Genomic DNA, 24,308 nt, shown 5'->3' with positions numbered 1-24,308 from the left:
TTATGAAATCAACTTTTTTTGGTGCTGCTTATTATGCTGAATATATGCCTTATGACAGAATAGATACCGACTTCCAACTTATGAAGGATGCCGGCATGAACGTTATCAGAATCGCTGAATCCACATGGAGTAATTGGGAGCCTTCCGATAACGTATTTGATTTTACATATTTACACAAAGTTCTTGATGCGGCCGCAAAATACGATATTTCGGTTATCGTAGGTACGCCTACTTACGCTATACCTTCATGGCTTGCAAAGAAATACCCCGATGTCATGGCCGTAACTCCTGAAGGACAGAGCATCTACGGACGCAGACAGCAACACGATATCACCAACCCGCATTTTCTTTTCCATGCTGAAAGGATCATCAGAAAGATGATGGAAGAAGTTGCGGCAAATCCGCAGGTTATCGGATATCAGATTGATAACGAGACACGCTCAGGAAACGGATATTCTCCGGAAAATCAAAAGTTGTTCATCGAAGAGATGAAGAAGAAATATCCCGACATCAATAAATTCAACGATGAATTCGGGCTCAATTACTGGAGTAACCGCATTGAATCATGGGATGACATGCCCGATATCCGCGGTACCATAAACGGTAGTCTTTCCGCTGCCTACAAGGCGTTCCTCAGAGACAGGATAACCGAGTACCAGAAATGGCAGGCAGACATCATAAATGAGTATAAGAGAGACGATCAGTTCATCACTCACAATTATGATTTCTCATGGGATGGATTTTCTTACGGCATTCAGCCTCTTGTTAATCAGCAGGATGCTGCAAAAGCCGTTAATATTGCCGGAGTTGATATCTACCATCCCACTCAGAACAGATTCGACGGCGCAACCATAGGTTTCGGCGGTGCCATCGGAAGATCACTCAAAAAGGATAATTACCTTGTACTTGAAACACAGTCTCAGGGCAGACTTGACTGGCTCGCATATCCCGGACAGCTCAGACAGGCTTATTACAGCCACCTTGCAAGTGGAGCAAACGGTGTTATGTACTGGAATTGGCATTCAATCCACAATTCCCTTGAGTCATACTGGAAAGGGATCATAAGCCACGACCTGATTCCCGGTGAAACTTATAAGGAGCTTGCCTTTGCAAGGTCTGAAGAGCTTAAGATAGACGAGCATTTACAAAATCTCAGGAAGCACTGTCCTGCTGCCATTATCGCAGATAACAGAAGCCTTGTTGGTCTGGATGAATTTCCTATTGACGATGTATCTGATGCAAGCGTCGGGGAAGATGACTGGAGCCCTAAGGAGCTTAGTTATAACCATATACTTCGCTGGATGTACAATGCCTGCTACAAGATGAATCTTGAAACAGATATTGTTTACAAAGACGATATTATTAATATGGATCCGGAGGAGCTGGTTAAAAAATATCCTCTCCTGATTGCACCTTCACTCTATTCGGCTACAACAGAACTCATCGATTCTCTTCGCAAATATGTAGAGAAAGGCGGAAATCTTGTACTTGGATTTAAGAGTCTTGTCTCTGATGAAGAGCTTAAGATTTATCCCGATGCTCTTCCTTATAACATGACAGACATGGTCGGAGGAAGCTACGATCAATTTACAAGACCCGTAGATACAACTATAAAGATCGAAGGAAGAGAATTTAATGTTTCTCACTGGATGGAACTTTTGAGGCCTCAGGGCACAGGCGAAGAAATCTGGGGTACCTACGTACATCCATGTTGGGATAAATATGCCGCAATCCTTCATAAGAAACTCTATGAAAACGGAAGCGGAACCGTAACCTATATCGGATGTTACATGAAATGCGAAGGTCTCACTTCGATACTGAAAAAACTTATAAGAAGAATAGGCCTCTCCGTACCCGAAGAAATATTCCCTATTATAGTCAAATCGGGAACCAATGCTCTCGGTGAAGAGATAACCTACTACTTTAACTACTCTCCCAGAATTGAGCTTATCTCAATATTTAAAGACTGCACGGAACTTATAAGCTCGGATAACTACAACCGCGGAGACAGGATCAGTATCGGACCTTGGGGTATTAAGATATTTGTCAACAGATGAGGGTTAGGAAAATATGAAAACACAGGACTTGATCAGTTATATTGAAGATGGCAGATTAAACGATAAGCTTCTGGATATCTATCTTGATGAATCTCTGATTGCTTATCAGACAGAAAGATATATCAAGGCAATAAAAAGCTATGAGGATACTTTTAAGTCAACTGCCGGATACAACGATGATGTATGCATAATAAATGCACCGGGACGCACAGAGATAGGTGGTAATCATACCGACCATCAGCACGGCCATGTCCTTACGGCATCCATCAACTTAGACACTATCGCCGTTGTAGCAAAAAAAGCCGACATGATAAATATCAGATCCGAAGGCTACAACAACATGATAAGCTTCAGCCCTGATGACACAGCTATAAACATGGCTGAACACGGTTCTTCGCTTGCCATGGTAAAAGGTGTTCTCGCCGGAGCCAAAATGAACGGATTTGAAATAGGCGGTTTTGATGCTTATATTACAAGCGATGTGCTTAACGGTTCAGGTCTTTCATCTTCTGCATCCTTTGAGACAGTGATAGGTACTATCATCTCCTCATTGTACAACGAGGGTAAGATCGATCCGATGACCATTGCAACAATAGGTCAATATGCAGAAAATATATATTTCGGTAAGCCGTGCGGCCTTATGGACCAGATGGCCTGCTCTTTCGGAAAACTCAGTCATATAGATTTCAAAGTTCCCGGCACTCCAAAGGTTGAAACCTTAGAACTTGATCTCGATGCAGCAGGCTACAGTCTTTGCATCACAGATACAAAGGGAAATCACGCAGACTTAACTTCGGAATATGCTGCCGTTACCAAAGAAATGAAAGCCGTAGCGGAAGAATTCAGGAAAGCCGTTCTTGTAAATGTTCCTGAATCCAAAGTTATTGAATCCATTCCCGCTCTTCGTGAAAAGCTCGGAGACAGAGCAGTTCTTCGTGCTCTCCACTTCTATGAAGAGAACAAGAGGGTTATAAAACAGGTTGACGCCCTCAAAAACAATGACTTTGCTACATTCCTGAAAACCATAAAAGAATCCGGTGATTCATCATACAAATTCCTTCAGAACGTATATACCAATCAGGACGTTCAGCACCAGGGTATTTCACTTGCTCTTTGCATCAGCGAAACCATACTTGGTGAAGACGGCGGTGTATGCAGGGTTCACGGAGGCGGATTTGCCGGAACAATCCAGGCTTTTGTTCGTAATGACAAGGTCGAAGAATACAAAAAAGCCCTCAACGATATATTCGGCGAAGGAGCATGCGTCGTTCTTAAGATCAGAAAATACGGCGGAATGAAAATTGATATTTAAACACTATTTGTTTTAAATATAAACCCCACTAAAAAATGAGCCATGACTTTAAGTCATGGCTCTAAATCTATCTTTTTTTCTCTGTTCTGCCTTGCAATTACTTTGCGGGCTTAAGAAGTTTTCCCTGTTCTTTGTGAACAATAAGAGGCTCACTTGTTCCGTCAACGGAATTGTCAGTGATCACACACTCGCTGATTGTTTCATCGGAAGGAATCTCGTACATAACATTCATCATAGTCTTTTCCATGATGGAACGAAGTCCTCTGGCACCTGTTTCTCTCTCGTATGCCATCTGCGCGATCTTATCAACAGCGCCTTCCTCAAATGTAAGCTTAACATCATCAAAATCAAAGAGCTTCTGATACTGCTTAACAAGAGCATTTCTGGGCTCTGTAAGAATTCTGACAAGTGCTTCCTTTGAAAGACCTTCAAGTGTTACCGTAATAGGCACACGTCCGACAAACTCCGGAATAAGTCCAAATTTAACAAGGTCCTGAGGTGTAACCTCTTTGAGAACTTCTCCGATTTCTCTTTCAGACTTGTCAGCAATCTCAGCATTAAATCCGATTGAGTTGCGGTCGAGTCTTGCCTCAACGATCTTATCAAGGCCGTCAAACGCTCCGCCGCAAATAAACAAGATATTACTTGTATCAATCTGAATAAGCTCCTGATGAGGATGCTTTCTTCCGCCCTGCGGAGGCACGCTTGCAATAGTACCCTCAATGATCTTAAGAAGTGCCTGCTGAACACCTTCACCCGATACGTCTCTTGTTATGGAAACATTCTCGCTCTTCTTTGTGATCTTATCGATCTCATCGATATATACAATGCCGTACTGCGCTCTCTCGATATCGTAATCAGCATTCTGGATAAGCTTGAGCAATATATTCTCAACATCTTCTCCGACATATCCTGCCTCGGTAAGCGTTGTAGCATCAGCAATCGCAAAAGGTACATGGATTATCTTGGCAAGTGTCTGTGCAAGGTATGTCTTACCCGATCCGGTAGGACCTACCATTATGATATTACTCTTCTGAAGTTCAACTTCCGACTTATCTTCATTCTTTGGAGCCAATACTCTCTTGTAATGGTTGTATACGGAAACAGCAAGAACTTTCTTAGCTTCCTCCTGTCCGATAACGTACTCATCCAAAAAGTTTCGGATTTCTACAGGCTTCAAAAGATTTATCTGCTGGTCCCTCTCAACTACTTCGGGCTCATCGTCGAATTCCTCAGCGATGATGTCCGAGCAAATCTCTACGCACTCGTCGCAGATATATACACCTGCAGGTCCCGCTATTAATTTTTTTACCTGATCTTGTGTCTTATTACAAAAAGAGCACTTGATCTCTCCCGGTATCTTTGCCATTATTTATTTTCCTCTTTCTTAGGACGGTTCTCAACTATAGAATCAATCAACCCGTATTCCAAAGCTTCCTGCGCAGTCATCCAGTTATCTCTTTCAGTATCTGCAGCAACCTGCTCGAAAGGCTTTCCTGTATTCTCAGCAAGCATCCTGTTCATTTTCTCTTTTGTTCTGATGATATGCTTTGCAGCAATCTCAATCTCAGTAGCCTGACCTTGTGTTCCTCCCAAAGGCTGGTGGATCATAACTTCCGCATTGGGAAGAGCCATTCTCTTGCCCTTTGCTCCGCCTGCAAGAAGAAACGCTCCCATACTTGCAGCCATTCCTATACATATTGTGCTAACGTCACATTTTATATAATGCATTGTATCATATATAGCCATTCCGGATGTAATCTCTCCCCCGGGACTGTTAATATACATATGAATGTCCTTATTGGGATCTTCAGCTTCAAGGAACAGGAGCTGAGCTACAACTGTACTGGCTGATGCGGCATTAACTTCTTCTCCGAGGAAAATGATTCTCTCTTTCAAAAGTCTGGAGTAAATATCATATGACCTCTCACCGCGACTTGTCTGTTCAATGACGTAAGGTATTAAACTCATTTTTTCTTCCTTTCTAGCCTAAAAATAAAATTCCAATTTCCATTATACCAATAATTTTATAAAAAGAGCATAAAAATTTCCCGCAAACTGATATTTACGGGAAATTTTTCATAGCATCTCACTCTTCAAGATAAACAATCGTAACGGTATTAAGATCATAAAAGCCTGCCGCAGACCTGTTCACCCACTCTCCGGCTTCTACTCCAAGCCCCATTCCATAGGTGGAATATGCCGGTCTGTAAGGTCTGACATAAATAACGGCATCGCTTCCTTTTTCCGCCAAAGTAAGCGCCGAAAGAACATATTCGCGGGCAGCATAGTTTTCCTGCAATGCCCCTGTCCTATAATCGTCATATGAAGCATACGACATTCCGCTCTTAATATCTTCACTTAATGCCGAATGAAGGATCAGTGCAAGCAATACTCCTGCAGCAAGCACTCCCGTTGCGATACGATCTGTCTTTCCTTCAAACTTCTCCGAAAGAAACTGTGCAAGCACCGCCACTACAAGAAAATACATAAACTTCGCCACAATCTCATAAGAACTTGCGGTTCTCATGTTGATAACTTCATCCACATGATATCCGAAACATACGGGAAACATGGTGAAATATCTCGCAAACCATGTTCCGACAAGAACGATCACAAGATTTAACACCGTGACTTTTCCCTCAAGCACCTTAACCTTATAAATAGTGAAGATCACAAATGCCAAGAGCAGCATAAGGATAAACACAGCACTTGTAAAAAGGATCTTGTCTTCGGAAACGATACATTTAAAAGTATCCCTAAGTGCGTCAAAAAATGTACTGTGGCCTTCCTTCAGGTCTTTCTCCGCTCTTCTATAGTTTCCGGGAGCAAGACCGTTTATAAGTGTTCCTACAAACGATACGCCCGCCGGTATAGCAATCTTTTTATCCTTGATGAATTCTTCTCTTTTAAGTATCACTACTGCGATAAGCCACGAAAGATCAGCAAGTACAATATTAAGCGATCCTCCGCTTGCCAAAAATGCCAATATGGCGCTTACAACAAGATATCCAATTTTTTTCTTTCGTATATACAGGATACTCAACGAAACGGCAAGCAGACCAAGGGTTAATTCCGTCAGATAATTAAGTCCGCCGGTATACCAGTAAAAAAGCTCTCTTCCACTTGGCGTATTCGTCATGGAAAAAACAGTCGCAAATATTGCAAAAGAGGCTCCGAGGCACGCGGTATTGTCTTTTATAAGGATTTTCAGAAGAACCATAAGTGCAACGCAGAAAGCGACAGCGTTTAGGATCATGTAAAAATGAAATCCCGGAAGTCCACCTCTTGTATATGCCCTGATAAAATGAATCAGATAATTAAAAAGATATGTTCCCTGATTTACATTGTAATATTCAACCATCTTATGTGCGGCTGCAACCACGTTGGATCCGTATACATCCGCAGCATCCGCAGCTCCACCCTCAAAGCTGAAATCATCTTCACACAGATATGTATAACCACAGCCCACTATAACAGGCACAACTGCACAGAATATTCCGATAATGAATATCCCCGCAAATATTTTCTTATACTTGTTAAAAAAAGACTCTATCATACATCCTCCCGGTTCCACATAAAACTAATGGCACCTATTTCTTTGTATTTACCAAATAATAAGTGCCATAAGGTTCATATGTTTTTATTCAAACTGCCTGATTACTCTTCAGTCTTCTTCTTTCTTGTTGTTGTCTTCTTAGGCTTCTCTTCCTTGTCTGCAGCATCTTTCTTAGCTGTAGTCTTCTTGGCAGCTGTCTTCTTTGCAGGCTTCTCTTCCTTATCGGCAGCCTTCTCAGCCTTTTCAGCAGTCTTCTTTGTTGTTGTCTTCTTTGCAGCCTTCTTAGCAGCGCCTTCCTTTACATTCTCCACAAGGAAATCAGCAGCCTTCTGAACTGCAAGATCACTCTTCATAACCTTCTTCTCAGCATCAGACATGAGCTCTTTAAGCTTAGAAAGCTCCATTCTGTACTGCTCAGCCATCTTCTCAAGTTCCTTCTCGAACTCTTCGTCTGAAACTGTGATGTTTTCCTTCTCAGCTACAGCCTCGAGAACAAGTCTTGACTTGATTCTCTCGATAGCCTGAGGCTTAACCTGCTCAAGCATCTTGTCTACAGTGTTACCTGTATACTGAAGATACTGATCCATGTTCATACCCTGCATCTGAAGTCTCTGAGCGAAATCATTAACGATCTGTCTCTGCTGTGTCTCGATCATAGCCTCAGGAAGCTCCATATCTGAATCTTCGATAACAGCCTTAACTACAGCATCTTCTCTCTTAGCCTTCTCTTCGTTTGTCTTCTTCTCAACAAGCTTCTTCTTAACATCTTCCTTGTACTCGGCAAGTGTATCAAACTCTGATACATCGCTTGCAAACTCATCGTTGAGCTCAGGAAGTTCCTTAGCCTTGATAGCCTTAACTGTGCACTTGAAAGTAGCATCTTTTCCGGCAAGTTCAGCTGCCTGATATTCCTCAGGGAACTTAACGTTTACATCGCCTTCTTTACCAATCTCAAATCCAACAAGCTGCTCTTCGAATCCGGGAATGAATGCACCTGAACCGATTGTAAGAGGATAATCTGTTCCCTTTCCGCCGGGGAATGCAACTCCGTCAACAAATCCTTCGAAATCAAGAGTAACGATATCGTTGTTCTGAACTGCTCTGTCTGTTACATCAACAGTTCTTGCATTTGTATTTCTCTGCTTGTCGATCTCAGCGTCAACATCAGCATCTGTAACGTCGATGTCCATCTTCTCAACTTCAACGCCCTTATATTTTCCAAGCTTAACCGGAGGCTTAAGAGCTACTTCAGCTGTAAAGATGAAGTCCTTTCCTGCCTCAAGCTGCTCAACATCAATCTTGGGAGATGATACAACGTTCTCTCCGCACTCCTCAACAGCCTTGGGATACTCTGTCTCGATAAGTTCATTTGCAGCATCCTCATAGAATACTCCCTTACCGTACATCTGCTCGATCATCTTACGAGGAGCCTTACCCTTACGGAAACCGGGTAACTGAATCTTATTCTTGTTTTTCTCATAGGCCTTCTGAATTGCCTTCTCGAGCTGCTCAGCAGATACTTCAATCTTAAGCTTAGCCATGCTCTTTTCAAGCTTCTCAACTGTTACGCTCATTTTATCTGTAATTCCTCCTAAAAGTATTTATAATAAAGAGCCGAAAAACACAGTTTCAAGCCCTTTAGCCCACATATAGGCACAATCGCTTCAGATTATAACATAAGTACATAATAATTTCCATGTTTTTATTCGCGCTTTTTTAAATAGTATCCCACATGGAAAAAATTGCTATTTTGAATCCCGGCACTTAAATTAAGCGAACCAATTGCCGATATTATACTGAACTTAGCACGCCAAATCATTAAAACTATATAAAATTTTCCTAATTTCAGTCATTTTTTAACTGCTAAATAGTATCATTTTAGTATAAAATTGTTATTATTTTTTAATCGTTTTAACGTGTTAAAGTTATTTACTTTTATCAATAGTACGGAGGCAATTTCTATGGCAAAGGATTCCAAACCCCAGAAAAAAACTACCAATTTTATGAACAGCATTAAACCGCGAATGATTGCAATAATGCTTTTAGTAGCAGCTGTTCCGCTTATTATTTCCGTAATAGTAAGTTATGCATCATCGACTTCAAAAGCGGTTAAGGATGCAGAAAATACACTAAACTGGCAAGCAAACTATATTCAGTCCGAATTTGAAGGCATTATGGAAAAAAATATAATGAGTATTCAGACACTTGCCAAATCACCTGCCACAACACGATTCATGGAGACTCCATTCAATGTTACTTTCCAGGAAGAAGCCGCCAAATATCTCGAAGAAATCGATACAATGCTTAATGACGGCAACATTACCGTTCTTACGGGCAAAGATGGAAAACAGATTCTCAGAAATACAGGAGAGCTTGTCGAAGTAGGTGAAAGAGATTACTTTAAAGAAGCAATGAACGGAAATACTTATGTTTCCAATGTCATAGTTTCAGCATCAACAGGTGTACGTCAGATTACAATCGCAGCTCCCGTGTACAATTCAAAGGGTGAGGCTATAGGTATTGTTCAGCGAAATCTCGATCTTAACAGATTCCATGAATTTCTTTCCGAAAAGTCAAGCGACGCTTTCTTCGTTGACAGAAACGGACTTGTTGCTGCTCATTCACAGTATGAGATCACTGCAGAGAACGAAGATGACAGAAGCAAATCACAATTCGTAACTTCCGGTCAGGACAGCGGAGTATATCAGGTTGATACCGGTAAAGGATATCATGCCGTAGTTTCTTATAAGAAATCTCCGAGTACAGGTTTTGTAGTTGTTGCTGCAACCGATACGAAAGTAGTAACCGCAGAGACAAGATCCGCTGCACTTATTGTCGTGATCGTCGGACTGGTGTTGCTCGTTTTAACAGCATTTATCTCTGTACAGATGGCTATTTCTTTCACGAACCCCATCAACGATGTCAACACTGCTCTCGCAGAGCTTGCTGACGGTAAATTTGCAGTTGTGACCAAGCATATTAACAGAAAAGATGAGTTTGGAGCGATCATCAACAACACAAACACTGTAATAAATGAACTTCAGGCAATTGTTTCCAATATTAAAGCATCTGCAACAACAATCGGCGAGTCATCCGAGGAGCTCTCAGATATGGCCAATCAGATTTCGCAAACAGCCGAAGATGTATCAAATGCAGTTCAGGATATTGCATCCGGTGCTACCCAGCAGGCCGATGAGATTCAGAAAGCATCCGAGAATGTTACTCAGATCGGTGATGCCGTTTCAAATGTTCAGGGTTCAACCGGAAGTCTTGAAGCTCTTGCAACAAGAATGAAAGATGCTTCGGAAGCTTCTTCACAGTCGCTTTCAGCTCTTCAGGAATCAAGTACAAACATGACTTCCAAGATCGACGACATTTCAAGGACTATCTCCGCTACTCAGGAAGCGGTTTCAAGCATCAACGAGAAGGTCGAAGGAATTGCAAGTATCGCAACTCAGACAAACCTCCTTTCACTTAACGCTTCGATTGAGGCTGCAAGGGCAGGCGAAGCAGGAAAAGGATTTGCGGTTGTTGCTGAAGAGATTGGTAAACTTGCCGATGATTCCAAGGCAATGGCTGACGATATCAGAAAACAGATGGATATCCTTCTTGAGCAGAGTGAAGCTGCGGTTGAAGCTTCAGATGAAGTAAGAAAAGGAAATCTTGACCAGCAGGATGCTCTTGGCGAAACACTCATTTCCGTAAACGAAATGCTTTCAGATATCAGCGAGACCGTAAACGGTGTAAAGAGCATCTCCTCAGGTGCAGAGACTTGCGTATCTTCCAAGAATGTTGTATCGGATTCAATGAATTCGCTCTCTGCCATTTCACAGCAGAACGCCGCTTCATCAGAAGAAACCGGCGCCTCTATGGAAGAGCTTTCCGCTACTGTTACATCTCTTGCAGGTTCGGCTACTAACCTTAAAGATGTTGCAAATAAGCTTAATCAGGATATTCAGTTCTTTAAAACCTGATAGGGTTACGCTGTAAATATATAGGCAGATATATATAATTTTAGCTCAGATTGTGCCGGACATATAAATGAGCCCAAAGAGTTGGTCTCATTTATATGGCACAAATTCGCAAAAATTATATATATCTGCCTTATTTTTTGCGTAAGGTTCTATCTTCCTTAACAGACTTGCAGAAATAGTTTCGAAAGGTCAAAAGCTCAAAGCATATAGATATTCAAATACCAGGCAGATTCATATGCTTATAGCATTAAAAATGATAACGTCTATCCTATAAAACTTATGATTTGTGCCAATTTTATATGCTTTTTTCCCTGAATCCTCGAAGCAAAAGCATATAAACAGCTCATGCTCAAGCGCATTTATATGCTTTTGAGACTTAGTTTAAGTCAAAAAGGCATATAAAAACCACACCACTTCAGCCTTTTATATGCCGAAACACTTGCCCGTAGCGAAAACTCGTATCTCCTTTCCTATCCCCCTGTCTATAACATAACTGCTCGGAAATCAGTATACGATTGCTTTTGCCATCTCGTCTGCTGCTTCTTTTCCATTGAAGTGCTCTAAGATTGCAAGTGCGAATGGAATTGCCGTTCCCATGCCGCGTGATGTGATGAAGTTGCCGTCCTTTGAGACCATGTCAGTAGATACGTTTGCACCGATGAGGTCGCCTTCGCATCCGGGATAGCAGCAGGCTTTTTTGCCCTTAAGAAGTCCCATCTTGCCGTATACGGTTGGTGCAGCACAGATTGCTGCAAGCATCTTGCCTGCGTTGTTAAACTCTTCTATCTTAGCTTTGAGAGGCGCACACGCATCAAGGTTCTTCGTTCCCGGCATTCCGCCCGGAAGAATGATCATATCAACTCCGCCAAAATCATAGTTCTCAATTGTATCATCAGCCTCAAGCTTTATTCCGTGAGAACCCTCAACGGCTGTAGTTCCCGTTATAGAAACCATTGTTATGTCGATTCCCGCTCTCCTGAGAATATCCACTACTGTAAGTCCCTCTATTTCTTCAAAACCGTTTGCAAGAAAAATCGCTGTTTTTGCCATATTCGTCCTCCGTTTATTCTTAATACTTTCGCTTTTCAACATTCGTCTTTTCGGCTCTTCTACGCAATTATATGAATCATTATATCATTTCTATTCGCACTAATCTGAGAAAACATGACCTGTTAGATAGTTTTTATTCAAAAAAGTCATGTCCTCTACTATAATTTAAGATATGAAAACTTGAAATCTATGACTTTTTGGTATCATTTTATTATAAAAAGTCATAACACCACTAAAATCGAAGACATGATAGCACAAAAAGTATATTCAGTCTTAGACAAAATCACAGAAAGGTGCATATACCATGGGAATTGAGATAGAAAAAAAATTTACCGTAAAAGACCTTCCGCAGAACCTTGATACATATCCCTGCCATATAATCGAGCAAGGCTACCTAAACACAACCCCCGCCGTACGCGTACGAAGAGAAGACGACAGATACTATATGACCTACAAAGGCTCCTCACCCGCAGAAAAAAGCGGCATCGGAAAGGTGGAGTACAACATGCCCCTTGATGCGGTGAGCTATGATCATCTTGTAAAAAAATGTGACGGCAACATCATAAAGAAAACCCGATATCTCCTGCCACTTAACGAAGACGCATTTGATAACGGATTTCTGTCGGCCAATCCAAATATTAATTTTGCAATAAAATCAGGCGCCATCAAGATTGAACTTGATGTTTTTGACGCGCCGTTTAACGGTCGTCTGCTTGCCGAAGTTGAATTTCCAAGCGAAGAAGCCGCAAGCGCATATCACCCCGCTTCCTGGTTCCGCGAAGACGTAACCGGAGATTTCCACTACAGCAATTCATACATGAGCACTGAATCATTTTAATCACCTGCGGCGATATAGATACGTATTTCTACATCGCCGATTTCGTCTATAACTCACTCCTATAGACAATGAATACTTTTCCGCCCATGTTACTTTCTATGTCTCCCGGCTACTTCCTATGCCTTAAGTTACTTTCTAAATTTTCATTTACTTCCTGATTCTTCCGTAAACTTTAGCGTAGCTATACATCCTCTCGCAGAGCTCATCCGTGAGCTCATCGCCTTCCATCTTCCACTGCCAGTTTCCACCGAGAGTCGACGGAATGTTTATTCTTGCACTCTCGTCAAGCTCGAGATAATCCTGCATGGGAATTATCGCAGTGTCCGCAACGCTTGAAAATGCAGCGCGTATAAGTCCGCTTATAACCTGCCTTCCGCTGTTTACTCCAAGATAGTCCCTCACAAATTTCTTATCATCTCTGCTTAGTGTCTTATACCATCCCCTTGTCGTATCATTGTCGTGAGTTCCCGTATATACAACGCAGTTGCTGTTATAGTAGTGCGGAAGATATTCGCTGTCATCATCCGCTCCAAACGCAAAGTGAAGCACCTTCATTCCGGGATATCCCGTCTTTTTTACAAGCTTAATGACCGAAGGCGTAAGAAATCCCAGATCTTCTGCGATAACCTTTACGTCTCCGAATTCTTTTTTCACCGCATCGAAAAGATCGTATCCGGGACCTTTACGCCACTTTCCGATCTCAGCCGTAGGATTTCCGTAAGGAATCGCATAATACTCATCAAAGCCCCTAAAATGATCGATACGAAGCACATCATAAAGCTTGTAGCAGTGCCCTATTCTCTCAAGCCACCACTTATACCCCGTCTGCTTGTGATAGTCCCACCTATAAAGCGGATTTCCCCAAAGCTGTCCTGTCTTACTGAACGCATCGGGAGGACATCCCGCAACCTCTATAGGAACATTGTCCTTATCAAGAAGGAAAAGTTCAGGATTTGCCCACGTATCCGAGCTGTCAAAAGCAACATATATCGGTATGTCGCCGATAATCTCGATCCCGTTCTTATTCGCGTAATTTTTAAGCGCATTCCACTGCACATAAAAAACAAACTGGACAAAGCAGTAGAAATCTATCTCTTCCGAGAGCTTCTCCCTATACTTTGTCATGGCGTCTTTTTTCCTGAGTCTTATGGCCTCATCCCAGGTATTCCAAGACCTTCCGCCGTACATATCCTTAAGAGCCATAAAAAGTGCATAGTCAAAGAGCCACTTCTTTCCGTTGCTTTTCTTGAACTTCTCGAAATCAGCTTTTATGCCAGAAGCTCCAAAGGCCTTATCTATATTTCCGAAAGCCTTGCGCATAAGCTCGTATTTATGCGCCTCAATAGTCTTGTAGTCAACCTTATCAACCGGCTCTTCGCTCTTTAATACCTCAAGGTCTTCCAATGTCAAAAGATCTTTTTCCGCAAAAAACTCAGGATCTATCAGATACGGATTTCCTGCAAAAGTAGAAAAAGACTGATAAGGCGAATCACCGTATCCCGTAGGCCCAAGAGGAAGGATCTGCCAATACTTCTGCCCCGCTTTCTTAAGGAAATCCACAAACTCGTACGCTTCTTTTGAAAACGCACCGATTCCGTATTTCGACGGCAATGAAAAAACAGGAAGTAAAACGCCGCAAGCTCTTTTTTGCTCATTTTCGCTTTTTTTCATATCGGTCCCCTTATAGTATCTTTTTTACTTAATACCCCAGATCAGGTTTCTCCACTGTGCAAGCTGATCCGGCGTCATAAATCCGTTTGACGTTCCCATATATCCAATCTTGTAGGATGCGAACAAAAGTGCATTCTTTATGGCGTTTACGCTGTCTCCCGTCTCCATGTAGTAATGAAGGAAGCATGCAAAAAGCGCATTACCTGCACCTATGGTATTTACTACCTCGTTGGTCTTAACGGTGTTGTAGTGAATTCGAAGATTCTGAACTTTGTCATAAAGCATCAGTCCTTCACTGCCCTGACCGAGGATAATTATCTCCGTTCCGTATGTATTTGCCATTCTGTCTATGAAATCGTAGGGATCTTCCGTCAAAGTATCGTCACTGAAATAAAGAACCTTTGCGGAGTCTAGAAAGTCTGCGTTATATTTTTCTTTTTCTCTCTCGTAATATCTGATGTTAACTGCGACAGGCTTATTGTGCTCTTTCGCAACCTTAACAAACGGCCTGCAGAAATTCGCATTGGCCAGAACTACCATGTCACAGCTCTCCGCAATAGGCGGAACCATGGACATGTCATATGTATTTTCTCTAAGATCCTTGATATCTTCAAAGATCTGCTGTCGCCTTTCCTTGTCGTACAGAACAACTTCGGTAGGCGTATCATTCATCTGCGGGATAATATATTCAGTGGAAAGCGTGATTCTCCTGTCGGGCGGATTGATCATCTCAAGATCCTGATTACGTCCGACAATTGACATAAAGACAACCTCGTCACCCAGCCACTCAAGTGCAAGCGACTCGTTGTAGGCATCACCGCCCATCGCGGTATAGATAGAATCTATAGCGCTTGTCATAGGCGCAAAGCTGACAGGAATCTTTTCAACTCTTACGATAGTTTCAATCTGTGTTACACCAGCCACTAAAAATTTACCCATTTTTTAGCCTCCTTATTATGTAAGCACCATCCTTTGAACCATATCAACGTATTCCAAAGCTTCTTCCATAAACAGGTCTGCCCTAAAGCTACCACCTCTGATATTCTTTTCGAGTACTCCTTCCACCGTATAATCAAGAATGTACCATATTTTGTTGTAGTCAACTCCCGTGGAAAAGACTGTTATGTCCGCCCTCTCTTTAAGCGCACGCATTATCATCGAGAACTTCTCCCGCTTCTCGCTTATTTCAAAAGAAGCCTTAGTATCCGTCTCTTCATCCGCTTTTTTCAGAAAAGAAAAAATATACGGGAACCGTTTAAGAGCATCGCCCTTAGCCGCAAGAACCTGCTTGTACAGCTCAAAGTAGCCGGTCTCACTCTTTTCAACATGTGTCGAAAATTCAAGCGTCACCGACCTCGTCGCATAATCATACAGAAAAGAATACAAACCGATTTTATTTCCAAAATAATGAAACAACAAGCCCTTACTGATATCCGCAGTCTTAACTATCTCGTCGGTGCTGGAATGCGTGTAGCCGTTCTCCGCAAACACCTTAAACGCCGCGTTAATGATCCGTTCCTGCTTATCTTTTTTTAGCTCAAAAAATCGTTCATTCATACACGTTCTCCGGCTTCAATTGACTACATCAGTCTGATTTTAATATATCATTTTGTAAGTACTAATTCAAACGATTTGCCGTTATTTATTAATTTTTAATACAACGTACTTTTATTTATCTGAAAATTGTTATAAAATTAATTCAACGTTTGGATAGGAGGATGTATGGTTATGTCCAAGGGAAATGGATTCGGAAAGTTTATTTTATTCTGTACTGCTGTTGGTGCAGCCGCAGCCGGTGTATATTATTACTTAAGTAAGAGAGATGCTGAGATTGCCGACAGTTTTGATGACGATGATTTTGAAGAGTTCGAAGATTTCGATGAGGATTTGGATGAAGCAACCGAGTCCAGATTCGGTTCCAGAAAATACGTAGACATCAAAACCGCCGAAGAAAAGGCCGGAAAAGCCGCAACTACTGCTGAAGCTGCCGAAGCAATAAGCACTACCGAAAGCAATGATTCCGCTACACCTGATGAATTCTTTGGCAATGAAGAAGATAAGTTATAAATAATAGTTAACCCCACGGATATCGCTATCCATGGGGTTTTATTATGTCTGTTTTTATTTGGGAGAATTACTTTTCGCCCTGCTTCTCGGCCATCATATCCTTAAGAGCTCTAGCCTTGTCCTTAATCCTGCTGTTTGCGGTTCTGGACATGAGAAGTTCAGAGATCATCTTGCTTGCGATATCATACTGTTCTGTCTCAAATGCAAGTGCTGCGATAAGATAATCGAGCGTTGTCGAATCCATTCCGGCAATAGGGAAATCTTCTGACTGCCTTGCCATGATGAATCCGTTAAGTGCGTTCTTTAAAAGCTCAAGCTCCTGAGCGTCGTTATCTTTTTTCTTCTTCTCGTAATCAGCTTCGTCCTGATCGAGTCTCTGAGTCTCACCTCTAATTACCCAGGCTGTCTTAAGACAGATATAAGCCTTCTCGCTGTTCTTCGCCTTCTTTACTACCGCATTTGCAAGTGCAAGCTGATAAAGGCTTCGTGCATGCTCATATGTGTATATAGGCTCCTTGTAGTCCTGCTTCTTGTAATTCATGCAGATTTTGTTTCTGATATCGTCAATCTGATACTTATTGAGCGTCGTGAAATATCTTCCAAGCGCCGCATATCCGCATTCGGGGCATGCAATGATGTCATACTTTGTAAGATCGACTTCAGAATAGTCAGGCCTTAAATCCACATCCACAGCCTTCATTCTAACCTTACCTGTACGAACAGTCTTTGATTCAAAGTCCGAATCACAGATAGGACATTTATATTTCTTGTCAAAAAGATAATCCTCCTCATTGACAAGTGTAAGCTTCTTCTGGGGCTCAGCTTTCTTGACATTGGCCTCTTTCTTGTTTGGATCCTCAAAAAGATTTCCTCCGTCAATATTTCCAAGTCCAAGCTTCTCCAGTCCAGAAAAAATACCAGCCATTTCTATACCTCTTTTCTAAATATTACTATAGAAAAATTTTTAATTATTCTTTGGCAGAACAAAAGAACTCTTAAGCGAAACAATCCTGTTAAATACAGGTGCTCCGGGCTTAGAATCCTTGCTGTCAACGCAGAAAAATCCGTTTCTTACAAACTGGAATTTGTCGTAGCTTACCGCATCTGCAAGTTCGGGCTCAAGCTTAGCATCCTTGATAACTGTAATTGAGTTGGGGTTTAAGTTAAGAGAACCGTCCTCGTTATAAACGCCCTTCTCCTCATCAATAATATTCTCATAAAGACGAACTTCTGCAGTTACCGCTTCTTTTGCAGCAACCCAGTGAATCGTGCCCTTAACTTTTCTTGCGTTAAATCCGCTTCCGGACTTAGTCTCGGGATCGTAAGTACAATGTACGGCGATAACATTGCCGTTCTCATCCTTATCGCAACCCGTACATGTTACAAAGTAAGCGTTCATAAGTCTTACTTCGTTTCCGGGGAAAAGACGGAAATACTTCTTCGGAGGCTCCTCCATGAAGTCTTCTCTCTCGATATAGAGCTCTTTTCCAAAAGGAATCTTTCTTGTTCCCATCTCAGGAACTTCTTTGTTATTCTCAATCTCGAGATACTCTGTCGCATTCTCGGGATAGTTATCTATTATAAGCTTTACGGGGTTGAGAACTGCAAGCATTCTCTTTGCCTTAAGCTTAAGGTCTTCTCTTATGCAATACTCAAGCATCGCGTACTCTGCAGTTGACTGTGCTTTACTGATTCCGCACATATCAACGAACATCTTGATTGACTCGGGAGTAAATCCTCTTCTTCTGAGTGCTGCGATGGTTACAAGTCTCGGATCGTCCCATCCGTCAACAATTCCGTCTTCTACAAGTCTCTTGATATATCTTTTACCTGTTACGACATTGTTGAGGTAGAGCTTCGCAAACTCAATCTGACGGGGAGGATTCTTGTAGCCGCACTCCTCTTTTACCCAGTCGTAAAGAGGTCTGTGATCCTCAAACTCCAATGTGCAGAGTGAATGTGTTATACCCTCAATCGCATCCTCAATGGGATGAGCATAGTCATACATAGGATAAATGCACCACTTATCCTGTGTACGTGCATGTGTCATATGAGCAACCCTGTAGATAATGGGATCTCTCATATTTATGTTAGGTGAAGACATGTCGATCTTGGCTCTCAGTGTCATAGCGCCGTCCTCGACCTTGCCGTTCTTCATATCCTCAAAGAGTCTTAAGTTATCCTCAACACTTCTGTTTCTGTTAGGATCGTCCTTACCGGGCTCTGTGAGTGTTCCTCTGTATTCACGCATCTGCTCGGCAGTAAGCTCTGAAACGTATGCCTTGCCCTTTTTTATAAGTTTAACGGCATTCTCATACATCTCATCAAAGTAATCCGAAGCATGGAAAAGACGGTCTTCATAATCCGCACCGAGCCACTTAACGTCCTCGATAATGGAGTCCATGAACTCAGATCTTTCCTTGGTGGGATTGGTATCGTCAAATCTCATGTTGAACTTGCCGTTGTATTCTTTTGCCATTCCGTAGTTAAGAAGAATACTCTTAGCATGTCCTATATGCAAAAAACCGTTTGGCTCGGGAGGAAATCTTGTGCATACATGATCGTAAACTCCCTCCGCAAGATCCTTGTCTATAGCCTGCTCTATAAAATGTCTGGAAGGTGTATTTTCCACCTCAGCATTATCACTTGTATTTGTAATTACTTCTGCCATTATTAAATCCTAACCTTTACATTTATATCTTTGTGCCGTTTAGCGCTCTTATATAATAACATATTTTTAGTTATAAACGTACTTTTCCTCGAAAGCCACTCTGCGCATGGGTTTGTCGTAATAATAACCCTGAACATACTTAACTCCCATTCCTTTTATCGCATCAAGCTGCGCCTGCGTCTCTATTCCTTCAACGCAGATCTCGGCATTTATTGCCTTTCCAAGCTCTGCCATCATGCGGATAAATGCCTGCGAATAATCATCCTCGGCAAGATCCTTGGCAAAGTTCTGGTCAACCTTGATTATGTCAAAAGGAAGCGCTCTTATACTGCTAAGAGCAGAGTAACCCGTACCGAAATCATCAAGTGCAAGCCTTACTCCGAGTGCCTTGATATCAAGAAGCGTCTGCTTCGTTCTTGCAAGATCGTTTATCGCAAGTCTCTCAGTAAGCTCAAGTACCAGATTACGAGGATTGATGTGGTTTTCTTCAATATTCTTCCTTATAACATCCACGATGTCGTTCTGCATAATCTGCACAACGGAAAGATTTACGGAAACCGCATATTCTCCCGTTCCCGACTCATTCCACTGTCTGCAGCACTCACAAGCTTTTTTAAGAACGTGATTACCGATAGGCGTGATAAGTCCCAGGTACTCAGCAAGCGGAACAAATTCATCGGGGCTCAAGAATCCAAGCTTTGAACTGTTCCATCTTACAAGAGCCTCTGCACCGACGTGCTTGTACTGCTTTCTTCCGCTCTTGTTGTCTATAGGTTCGCTGATAACAGGCTGGAAGTAAACCTCAAACTCGCTGCAACTCTTTGTTATAGCGTCATACATATTCTTCTCAAGATCGAGTCTGTGTATCGATGAAGAATCAATATTGTCGGAATACTCGGCAATCCTGTTCTTACCGGATTTCTTCGCTTCATACATCGCAACGTCGGACTTTCTGATAAGTTCCGAAACATTGTCACCGTGATCGGGATACTTTACAACACCCATACTCATTGTACAGTAATAATCGCTGTCCTTAAGATACCACGGTGTTGCGAAAGTATTTTTTATCTCCTCAATGATCTTGGGGAGTCTATCAAAACTCTCGGGAGGAACGATAATAACGAACTCGTCTCCACCCATTCTGTAGCAGGAATTGGTTATTCCTTCGATTCTGCTTATCGCCTTAGAAATATCTCTTAAAAGAACATCTCCGTACTGATGTCCCAAACTGTCGTTGATATGCTTAAAGTCATCAAGATCAAGGTACATAAGCGCACCGTGAATACGCTTTGTCCTTGCTTCGTCAATGTATCTGGCAAGGTCTTTCTCACAGCACATTCTGTTGTAAAGGCCTGTCAGGAAATCTGTATATGCCTGCTGCTCAATTCTCTTTTGATACAGCTTTTTCTCGGTAATATCATATATAGCACACAAAGAAACGGGACGTCCGTCCACCCACTTGATCCTAGTGTAGTAAACATCGTACCATTTCTCTCTGTCCTTGTGATGAACCTCGTAGTTTCCGCTTCTGCTCTTCGCGGGAATATTTGATTCAAAAAGATCCACAAGAGTATTCTCGGTAAGCTCTTTATTAAAGTTCTTTTTAAAGCTTCTGTTTGCAAACAGAAGGACGCCGGTGCCTATATCCCTTACGTAGATGGCACTTCCCACGTTATCAAGCACAGCTTCAAGCGAAGCAAAAGAACTTGCGAGCGAATTCTTCTGAAGTCTCTTTGTTATTATTGTCTGTAGAACGCGGATCGCATCGTTGATAAACTTAACGTCATCTATCGACCATATCCTGTTCTCTCTGTTCTCTGTAAGACATGCATAGAAAAGAGCCGAGCCGTTAATAATAACAGGCATTGCGACAAGAGCCTTAATGCCAAGGTCTTCCACCTGTTCGCGCTCGCCCGCATTCATCGCCGTATCACTTGATATAACAACCGCCTTCTCGCTTCCAAGGAACCAGCAAAGCTCTCTGTCAGTGGTCTCAGGAAAAATCTTTTCAACACCGGAAGCAGTCCACTGAACAACAATATCCATAAGAGAATTGTGATGAACCTTACATGTAAATCCGTTGCTTATCTGGAGATATGTGCAGAGCTTCTTTAATATCTCGACCATTATTTCTTCAATAGTATCGTCGCTATCAAGGAGTGATACTATCTCAGTCATGGTCTCGGCACGCCTGAATGAATTCGTCATTTCAAGCTCCTGCTGCCTGCTCTCTTCACTTACAGCCACAGCTTTGGATCTGGAAGCTTCAAGCTTTATGAGAATATCAAGTGTCGTGCGCAATATATCCAGCGTCTTATAAAATTTACTCTCTGAAGTTCTGTAGCCGAAAGAATCTATCGGCTCAAGATGAAAATACTCGGAATCGTATTCAAAATCAGTGAACACCCCACAGACTATCCACACAGCCGCTGTTGTATTGCCGTTTTTAACAGCTACCGCAGCAAGACGCAGGTTCGGAATCTCTGTTATCTCAACCGCCTGATCCTCGAGGTCGCTCTCCGACACTCGCTTGTGGATACTCTTTATTCTGGGTTCCGTAACGTATTTTTTTATGATTTCTATCTCATGAGGATTTCCGGAAAAATTACTGAGAGGGACACCTGCCGGATCAAGGCAGAAGGCGTAAACCCCTGCCATCTCGCAGAACTTGTCCTGCCAAGCCTGCATTTCATCGGCATATTTAGGCGTAAAACTACCAAGAGCTCCGCTTACTGACGAAGAAGAGCCCTTATTGGTAGCATTTATCGTGTCCATCTCATTTAGTGTCTCTTGCAAAATATCCCCCCATCCCTGTTTATCAATTTAATAAAATAACAGGAAATTAGTGGTCATCTACACTATAGTTAGGTGCCTCTTTTGTGATCTGAATATCATGAGGATGTGACTCACGAAGCGCTGCGGAAGTCATCTTGATGAACTTTCCGTTCTCTTTGAGTTCCTCGATGGTAGCGCATCCGCAATAACCCATACCTGAACGAAGACCACCCATAAGCTGGAATACTGTATCTTCTACTGTTCCCTTGTATGCAACACGTCCTTCAACACCTTCGGGAACAAGTTTCTTTGCATTTTCCTGGAAATAACGATCCTTGGAACCGTTCTCCATAGCTGAGATTGATCCCATTCCACGATATACCTTATATTTTCTGCCCTGGAAGAGCTCGAAGTCACCGGGAGCCTCGTCGCAGCCTGCGAAGATTGAACCCATCATTACAAGGTTTCCGCCGGCAGCGATAGCCTTTGTGATGTCTCCTGAATACTTTATACCACCGTCTGCGATGATCGGAACACCATATTCCTTAGCTACTTCATAGCAGTTCATAACAGCTGAAACCTGAGGAACACCGATACCTGCAACTACACGAGTTGTGCAGATAGATCCGGGACCGATACCAACCTTAACAGCGTCGGCACCTGCTTCGATAAGAGCCTTAGTAGCCTCACCAGTAGCACAGTTTCCGGCGATAACCTGAAGATCGGGGAATTTCTCTTTTATCATTCTAAGGCACTTAAGAACGTTCTCAGAATGTCCGTGTGCGGAATCAAGCACGATAACGTCAACTTTAGCATCTACAAGAGCAGCAACACGGTCAAGACAGTTAGCTGAAATACCAACGCCTGCACCGCAAAGAAGTCTGCCCTGGTCATCCTTTGCAGCAAGGGGATACTTAATTGTCTTCTCAATATCCTTGATTGTAATAAGACCTACAAGATTGTAGTCGTCATCTACGATGGGAAGTTTCTCTTTTTTGGACTTTGCAAGGATGCTCTTTGCTTCCTCGAGTGTGATACCTGCCTTAGCAGTAACAAGATTCTCGCTTGTCATTACATCCTTGATCTTCTGTGAGAAATCTTTTTCAAACTTAAGGTCACGGTTTGTAATGATTCCGACAAGCTTTCTGCCTTCTGTAATGGGAACACCCGAAATACGGAACTTAGCCATAAGTGCGTCCGCATCTGCAAGTGTGTGATCCGGTGAAAGTGAAAAAGGATCTGTGATAACGCCGTTCTCAGATCTCTTAACTTTATCTACTTCTTCAGCCTGTGCCTCAATAGACATGTTCTTGTGGATAATACCGATTCCACCCTGTCTGGCCATTGCGATTGCCATTCTGTGCTCTGTAACTGTATCCATTCCCGCACTCATCATAGGAATGTTAAGTCTGATCTTCTTGGTAAGCCATGTACTCACATCTACCTGTCCGGGTATAACCTGTGAATATGCAGGCACCAAAAGCACGTCATCAAATGTTATTCCTTCACCAATAATCTGTCCCATCTTTTAACTCCAATCTAAATAATAATAATGATTATGGAGGCAAAAAACCTCCGTAATAACTACACAATAATTAATCCACCAAAAAAATCAGTCTGTAAAAACCTTTCTCGGTGCAACGGCCTTAACGGCAGCAACAAGCTCACTGCTTGGCTCAAATACGATCTTTTCTTTTCCGTCATAATAAAATGTATATGTAGGATCGGGCTGAACATTTTTATTTTTTGCCGAAAAATCAAGAGTCTTAAATGTCTGATTCTTGTACTCCGAAAGATGATATGAATTCGAAGGCGCCATAGCAGCGATCTTTTCGACTTCATAAGTTCCTATATGTTTACGGGAACTCTTATTCAAGATTTTATCAATGGAAATTTCCTTGTCACAATACTGATATTCATACTCTATACTGGAATTCTGCTTTGCGAAATAGTATCCGGCACCGGCTGCCAGAAAAAGCAGAACACAAATGATATTTGCATTTAACAATAGAGTTGAAAGTAAGAAAAATATAGCCAATCCAAAGCACACATACTTAAGAACAACAACTAGCGGAGACGCTTTACTGGCTACTAGACATTCAACATAACTGTTGTCATTACCGATCATGTATAAATCCAACCTCCTACATACTTGACTGCCTGCCATTTTATCGACTATCTTATATTATTTCCGTTACTCTTTCAAGTTTTTTTTGACCAATCAGTTGACTTATAGTTAAATAACGTTTATATCATTATAAATGTACAAGCTTTATTTCATTATATATGTTTTAGAAACAAAATGACATTGTTTTATTAAAAATAGAGAGGTAT

At 42.0% G+C, this 24,308-nt stretch carries 18 protein-coding genes; 5 read left to right on the top strand and 13 right to left on the bottom strand.

The annotated features are described in order from the left end of the window. The first annotated feature begins 2 nt into the window (after positions 1–2). Both G628_RS0113510 and G628_RS0113505 read left to right on the top strand, forming a co-directional pair. Positions 3–2,057: a beta-galactosidase gene (locus tag G628_RS0113510; RefSeq protein WP_026656817.1), complete on the top strand. Its 2,055-nt coding sequence runs from the start codon at positions 3–5 to the stop codon at positions 2,055–2,057. A 13-nt stretch (positions 2,058–2,070) separates the two neighbouring features. After that, complete coding sequence (locus tag G628_RS0113505) at positions 2,071–3,369, top strand: galactokinase (protein ID WP_026667204.1); 1,299 nt, start codon at positions 2,071–2,073, stop codon at positions 3,367–3,369. 97 nt (positions 3,370–3,466) lie between these two features. Here G628_RS0113505 and clpX read toward each other — a convergent pair whose 3' ends face one another. From clpX to tig, 4 genes are all read right to left on the bottom strand, one after another. Further along, entirely contained in the window at positions 3,467–4,738 is a 1,272-nt protein-coding gene (gene clpX / locus G628_RS0113500; RefSeq protein ID WP_027209359.1) for an ATP-dependent Clp protease ATP-binding subunit ClpX, read from the bottom strand. After that, entirely contained in the window at positions 4,738–5,340 is a 603-nt protein-coding gene (clpP, locus tag G628_RS0113495) for an ATP-dependent Clp endopeptidase proteolytic subunit ClpP (RefSeq protein ID WP_026514654.1), read from the bottom strand. The genes clpX and clpP overlap by 1 nt, the downstream gene beginning before the upstream one ends. Positions 5,341–5,458: 118 nt before the next feature. Next, positions 5,459–6,928 (bottom strand): DUF6056 family protein, encoded by a 1,470-nt coding sequence (locus tag G628_RS0113490; protein ID WP_027209358.1) that lies wholly within the window; start codon positions 6,926–6,928, stop codon positions 5,459–5,461. 101 nt (positions 6,929–7,029) lie between these two features. Continuing rightward, the gene (gene tig / locus G628_RS17530; RefSeq protein WP_034468583.1) at positions 7,030–8,502 is read right to left on the bottom strand and encodes a trigger factor; all 1,473 of its coding nucleotides are present in this window, start codon (positions 8,500–8,502) and stop codon (positions 7,030–7,032) included. Between the two features lie 387 nt (positions 8,503–8,889). Between tig and G628_RS0113480 the strand changes: the two genes are divergently transcribed. Next, a complete protein-coding gene (locus G628_RS0113480) occupies positions 8,890–10,902 on the top strand; it encodes a methyl-accepting chemotaxis protein (protein ID WP_027209357.1) in 2,013 nt (670 codons plus the stop codon). 504 nt (positions 10,903–11,406) lie between these two features. Here the strand turns inward: G628_RS0113480 and G628_RS0113475 are convergent. Continuing rightward, positions 11,407–11,952, bottom strand: coding sequence for a DJ-1 family glyoxalase III (locus tag G628_RS0113475; protein WP_027209356.1), 546 nt, complete (start codon positions 11,950–11,952; stop codon positions 11,407–11,409). A 304-nt stretch (positions 11,953–12,256) separates the two neighbouring features. On the opposite strand from G628_RS0113475, the gene G628_RS0113470 reads away from it, so the two are divergent. Further along, positions 12,257–12,790, top strand: a complete 534-nt coding sequence (locus tag G628_RS0113470) for a CYTH domain-containing protein (protein ID WP_330365508.1) — start codon at positions 12,257–12,259, stop codon at positions 12,788–12,790. A gap of 147 nt (positions 12,791–12,937) precedes the next feature. On the opposite strand, the gene malQ is transcribed toward G628_RS0113470, so the two are convergent. The 3 genes from malQ to G628_RS0113455 are packed head-to-tail and all read right to left on the bottom strand — an operon-like array spanning position 12,938 to position 16,018. Beyond that, a complete protein-coding gene (gene malQ / locus G628_RS0113465) occupies positions 12,938–14,461 on the bottom strand; it encodes a 4-alpha-glucanotransferase (protein ID WP_026667199.1) in 1,524 nt (507 codons plus the stop codon). Between the two features lie 24 nt (positions 14,462–14,485). After that, positions 14,486–15,400: a carbohydrate kinase family protein gene (locus G628_RS0113460; RefSeq protein WP_026656810.1), complete on the bottom strand. Its 915-nt coding sequence runs from the start codon at positions 15,398–15,400 to the stop codon at positions 14,486–14,488. Between the two features lie 15 nt (positions 15,401–15,415). Next, positions 15,416–16,018, bottom strand: a complete 603-nt coding sequence (locus tag G628_RS0113455; protein ID WP_026656809.1) for a TetR/AcrR family transcriptional regulator — start codon at positions 16,016–16,018, stop codon at positions 15,416–15,418. 171 nt (positions 16,019–16,189) lie between these two features. On the opposite strand from G628_RS0113455, the gene G628_RS17525 reads away from it, so the two are divergent. After that, the gene (locus G628_RS17525) at positions 16,190–16,528 is read left to right on the top strand and encodes a hypothetical protein (protein ID WP_155841050.1); all 339 of its coding nucleotides are present in this window, start codon (positions 16,190–16,192) and stop codon (positions 16,526–16,528) included. Between the two features lie 67 nt (positions 16,529–16,595). Here the strand turns inward: G628_RS17525 and G628_RS0113445 are convergent, their stop codons facing one another. The 5 genes from G628_RS0113445 to G628_RS0113425 form a co-directional block, all read right to left on the bottom strand. Continuing rightward, positions 16,596–17,453 carry a DUF2225 domain-containing protein gene (locus tag G628_RS0113445; RefSeq protein WP_026656808.1) on the bottom strand — a complete coding sequence of 286 codons (858 nt, stop codon included), beginning with the start codon at positions 17,451–17,453 and terminating at the stop codon, positions 16,596–16,598. Positions 17,454–17,492: 39 nt separating this feature from the next. Then, on the bottom strand, positions 17,493–19,199 hold the full coding sequence (locus G628_RS0113440) for a glutamine--tRNA ligase/YqeY domain fusion protein (RefSeq protein WP_196803767.1): 1,707 nt from the start codon (positions 19,197–19,199) through the stop codon (positions 17,493–17,495). Between the two features lie 66 nt (positions 19,200–19,265). Then, positions 19,266–21,995, bottom strand: coding sequence for a putative bifunctional diguanylate cyclase/phosphodiesterase (locus tag G628_RS0113435; protein ID WP_155833819.1), 2,730 nt, complete (start codon positions 21,993–21,995; stop codon positions 19,266–19,268). Between the two features lie 46 nt (positions 21,996–22,041). Beyond that, on the bottom strand, positions 22,042–23,499 hold the full coding sequence (gene guaB, locus G628_RS0113430) for an IMP dehydrogenase (RefSeq protein ID WP_026656805.1): 1,458 nt from the start codon (positions 23,497–23,499) through the stop codon (positions 22,042–22,044). Between the two features lie 87 nt (positions 23,500–23,586). Continuing rightward, on the bottom strand, positions 23,587–24,102 hold the full coding sequence (locus G628_RS0113425; protein ID WP_051199216.1) for a DUF6106 family protein: 516 nt from the start codon (positions 24,100–24,102) through the stop codon (positions 23,587–23,589). Positions 24,103–24,308: the final 206 nt, after the last annotated feature.

The sequence above is a fragment of the Butyrivibrio hungatei NK4A153 genome, assembly GCF_000424465.1.
GTDB classification, from domain to species: domain Bacteria; phylum Bacillota; class Clostridia; order Lachnospirales; family Lachnospiraceae; genus Butyrivibrio; species Butyrivibrio hungatei_A.
This window is presented reverse-complemented; position numbering and strand designations above follow the sequence as displayed.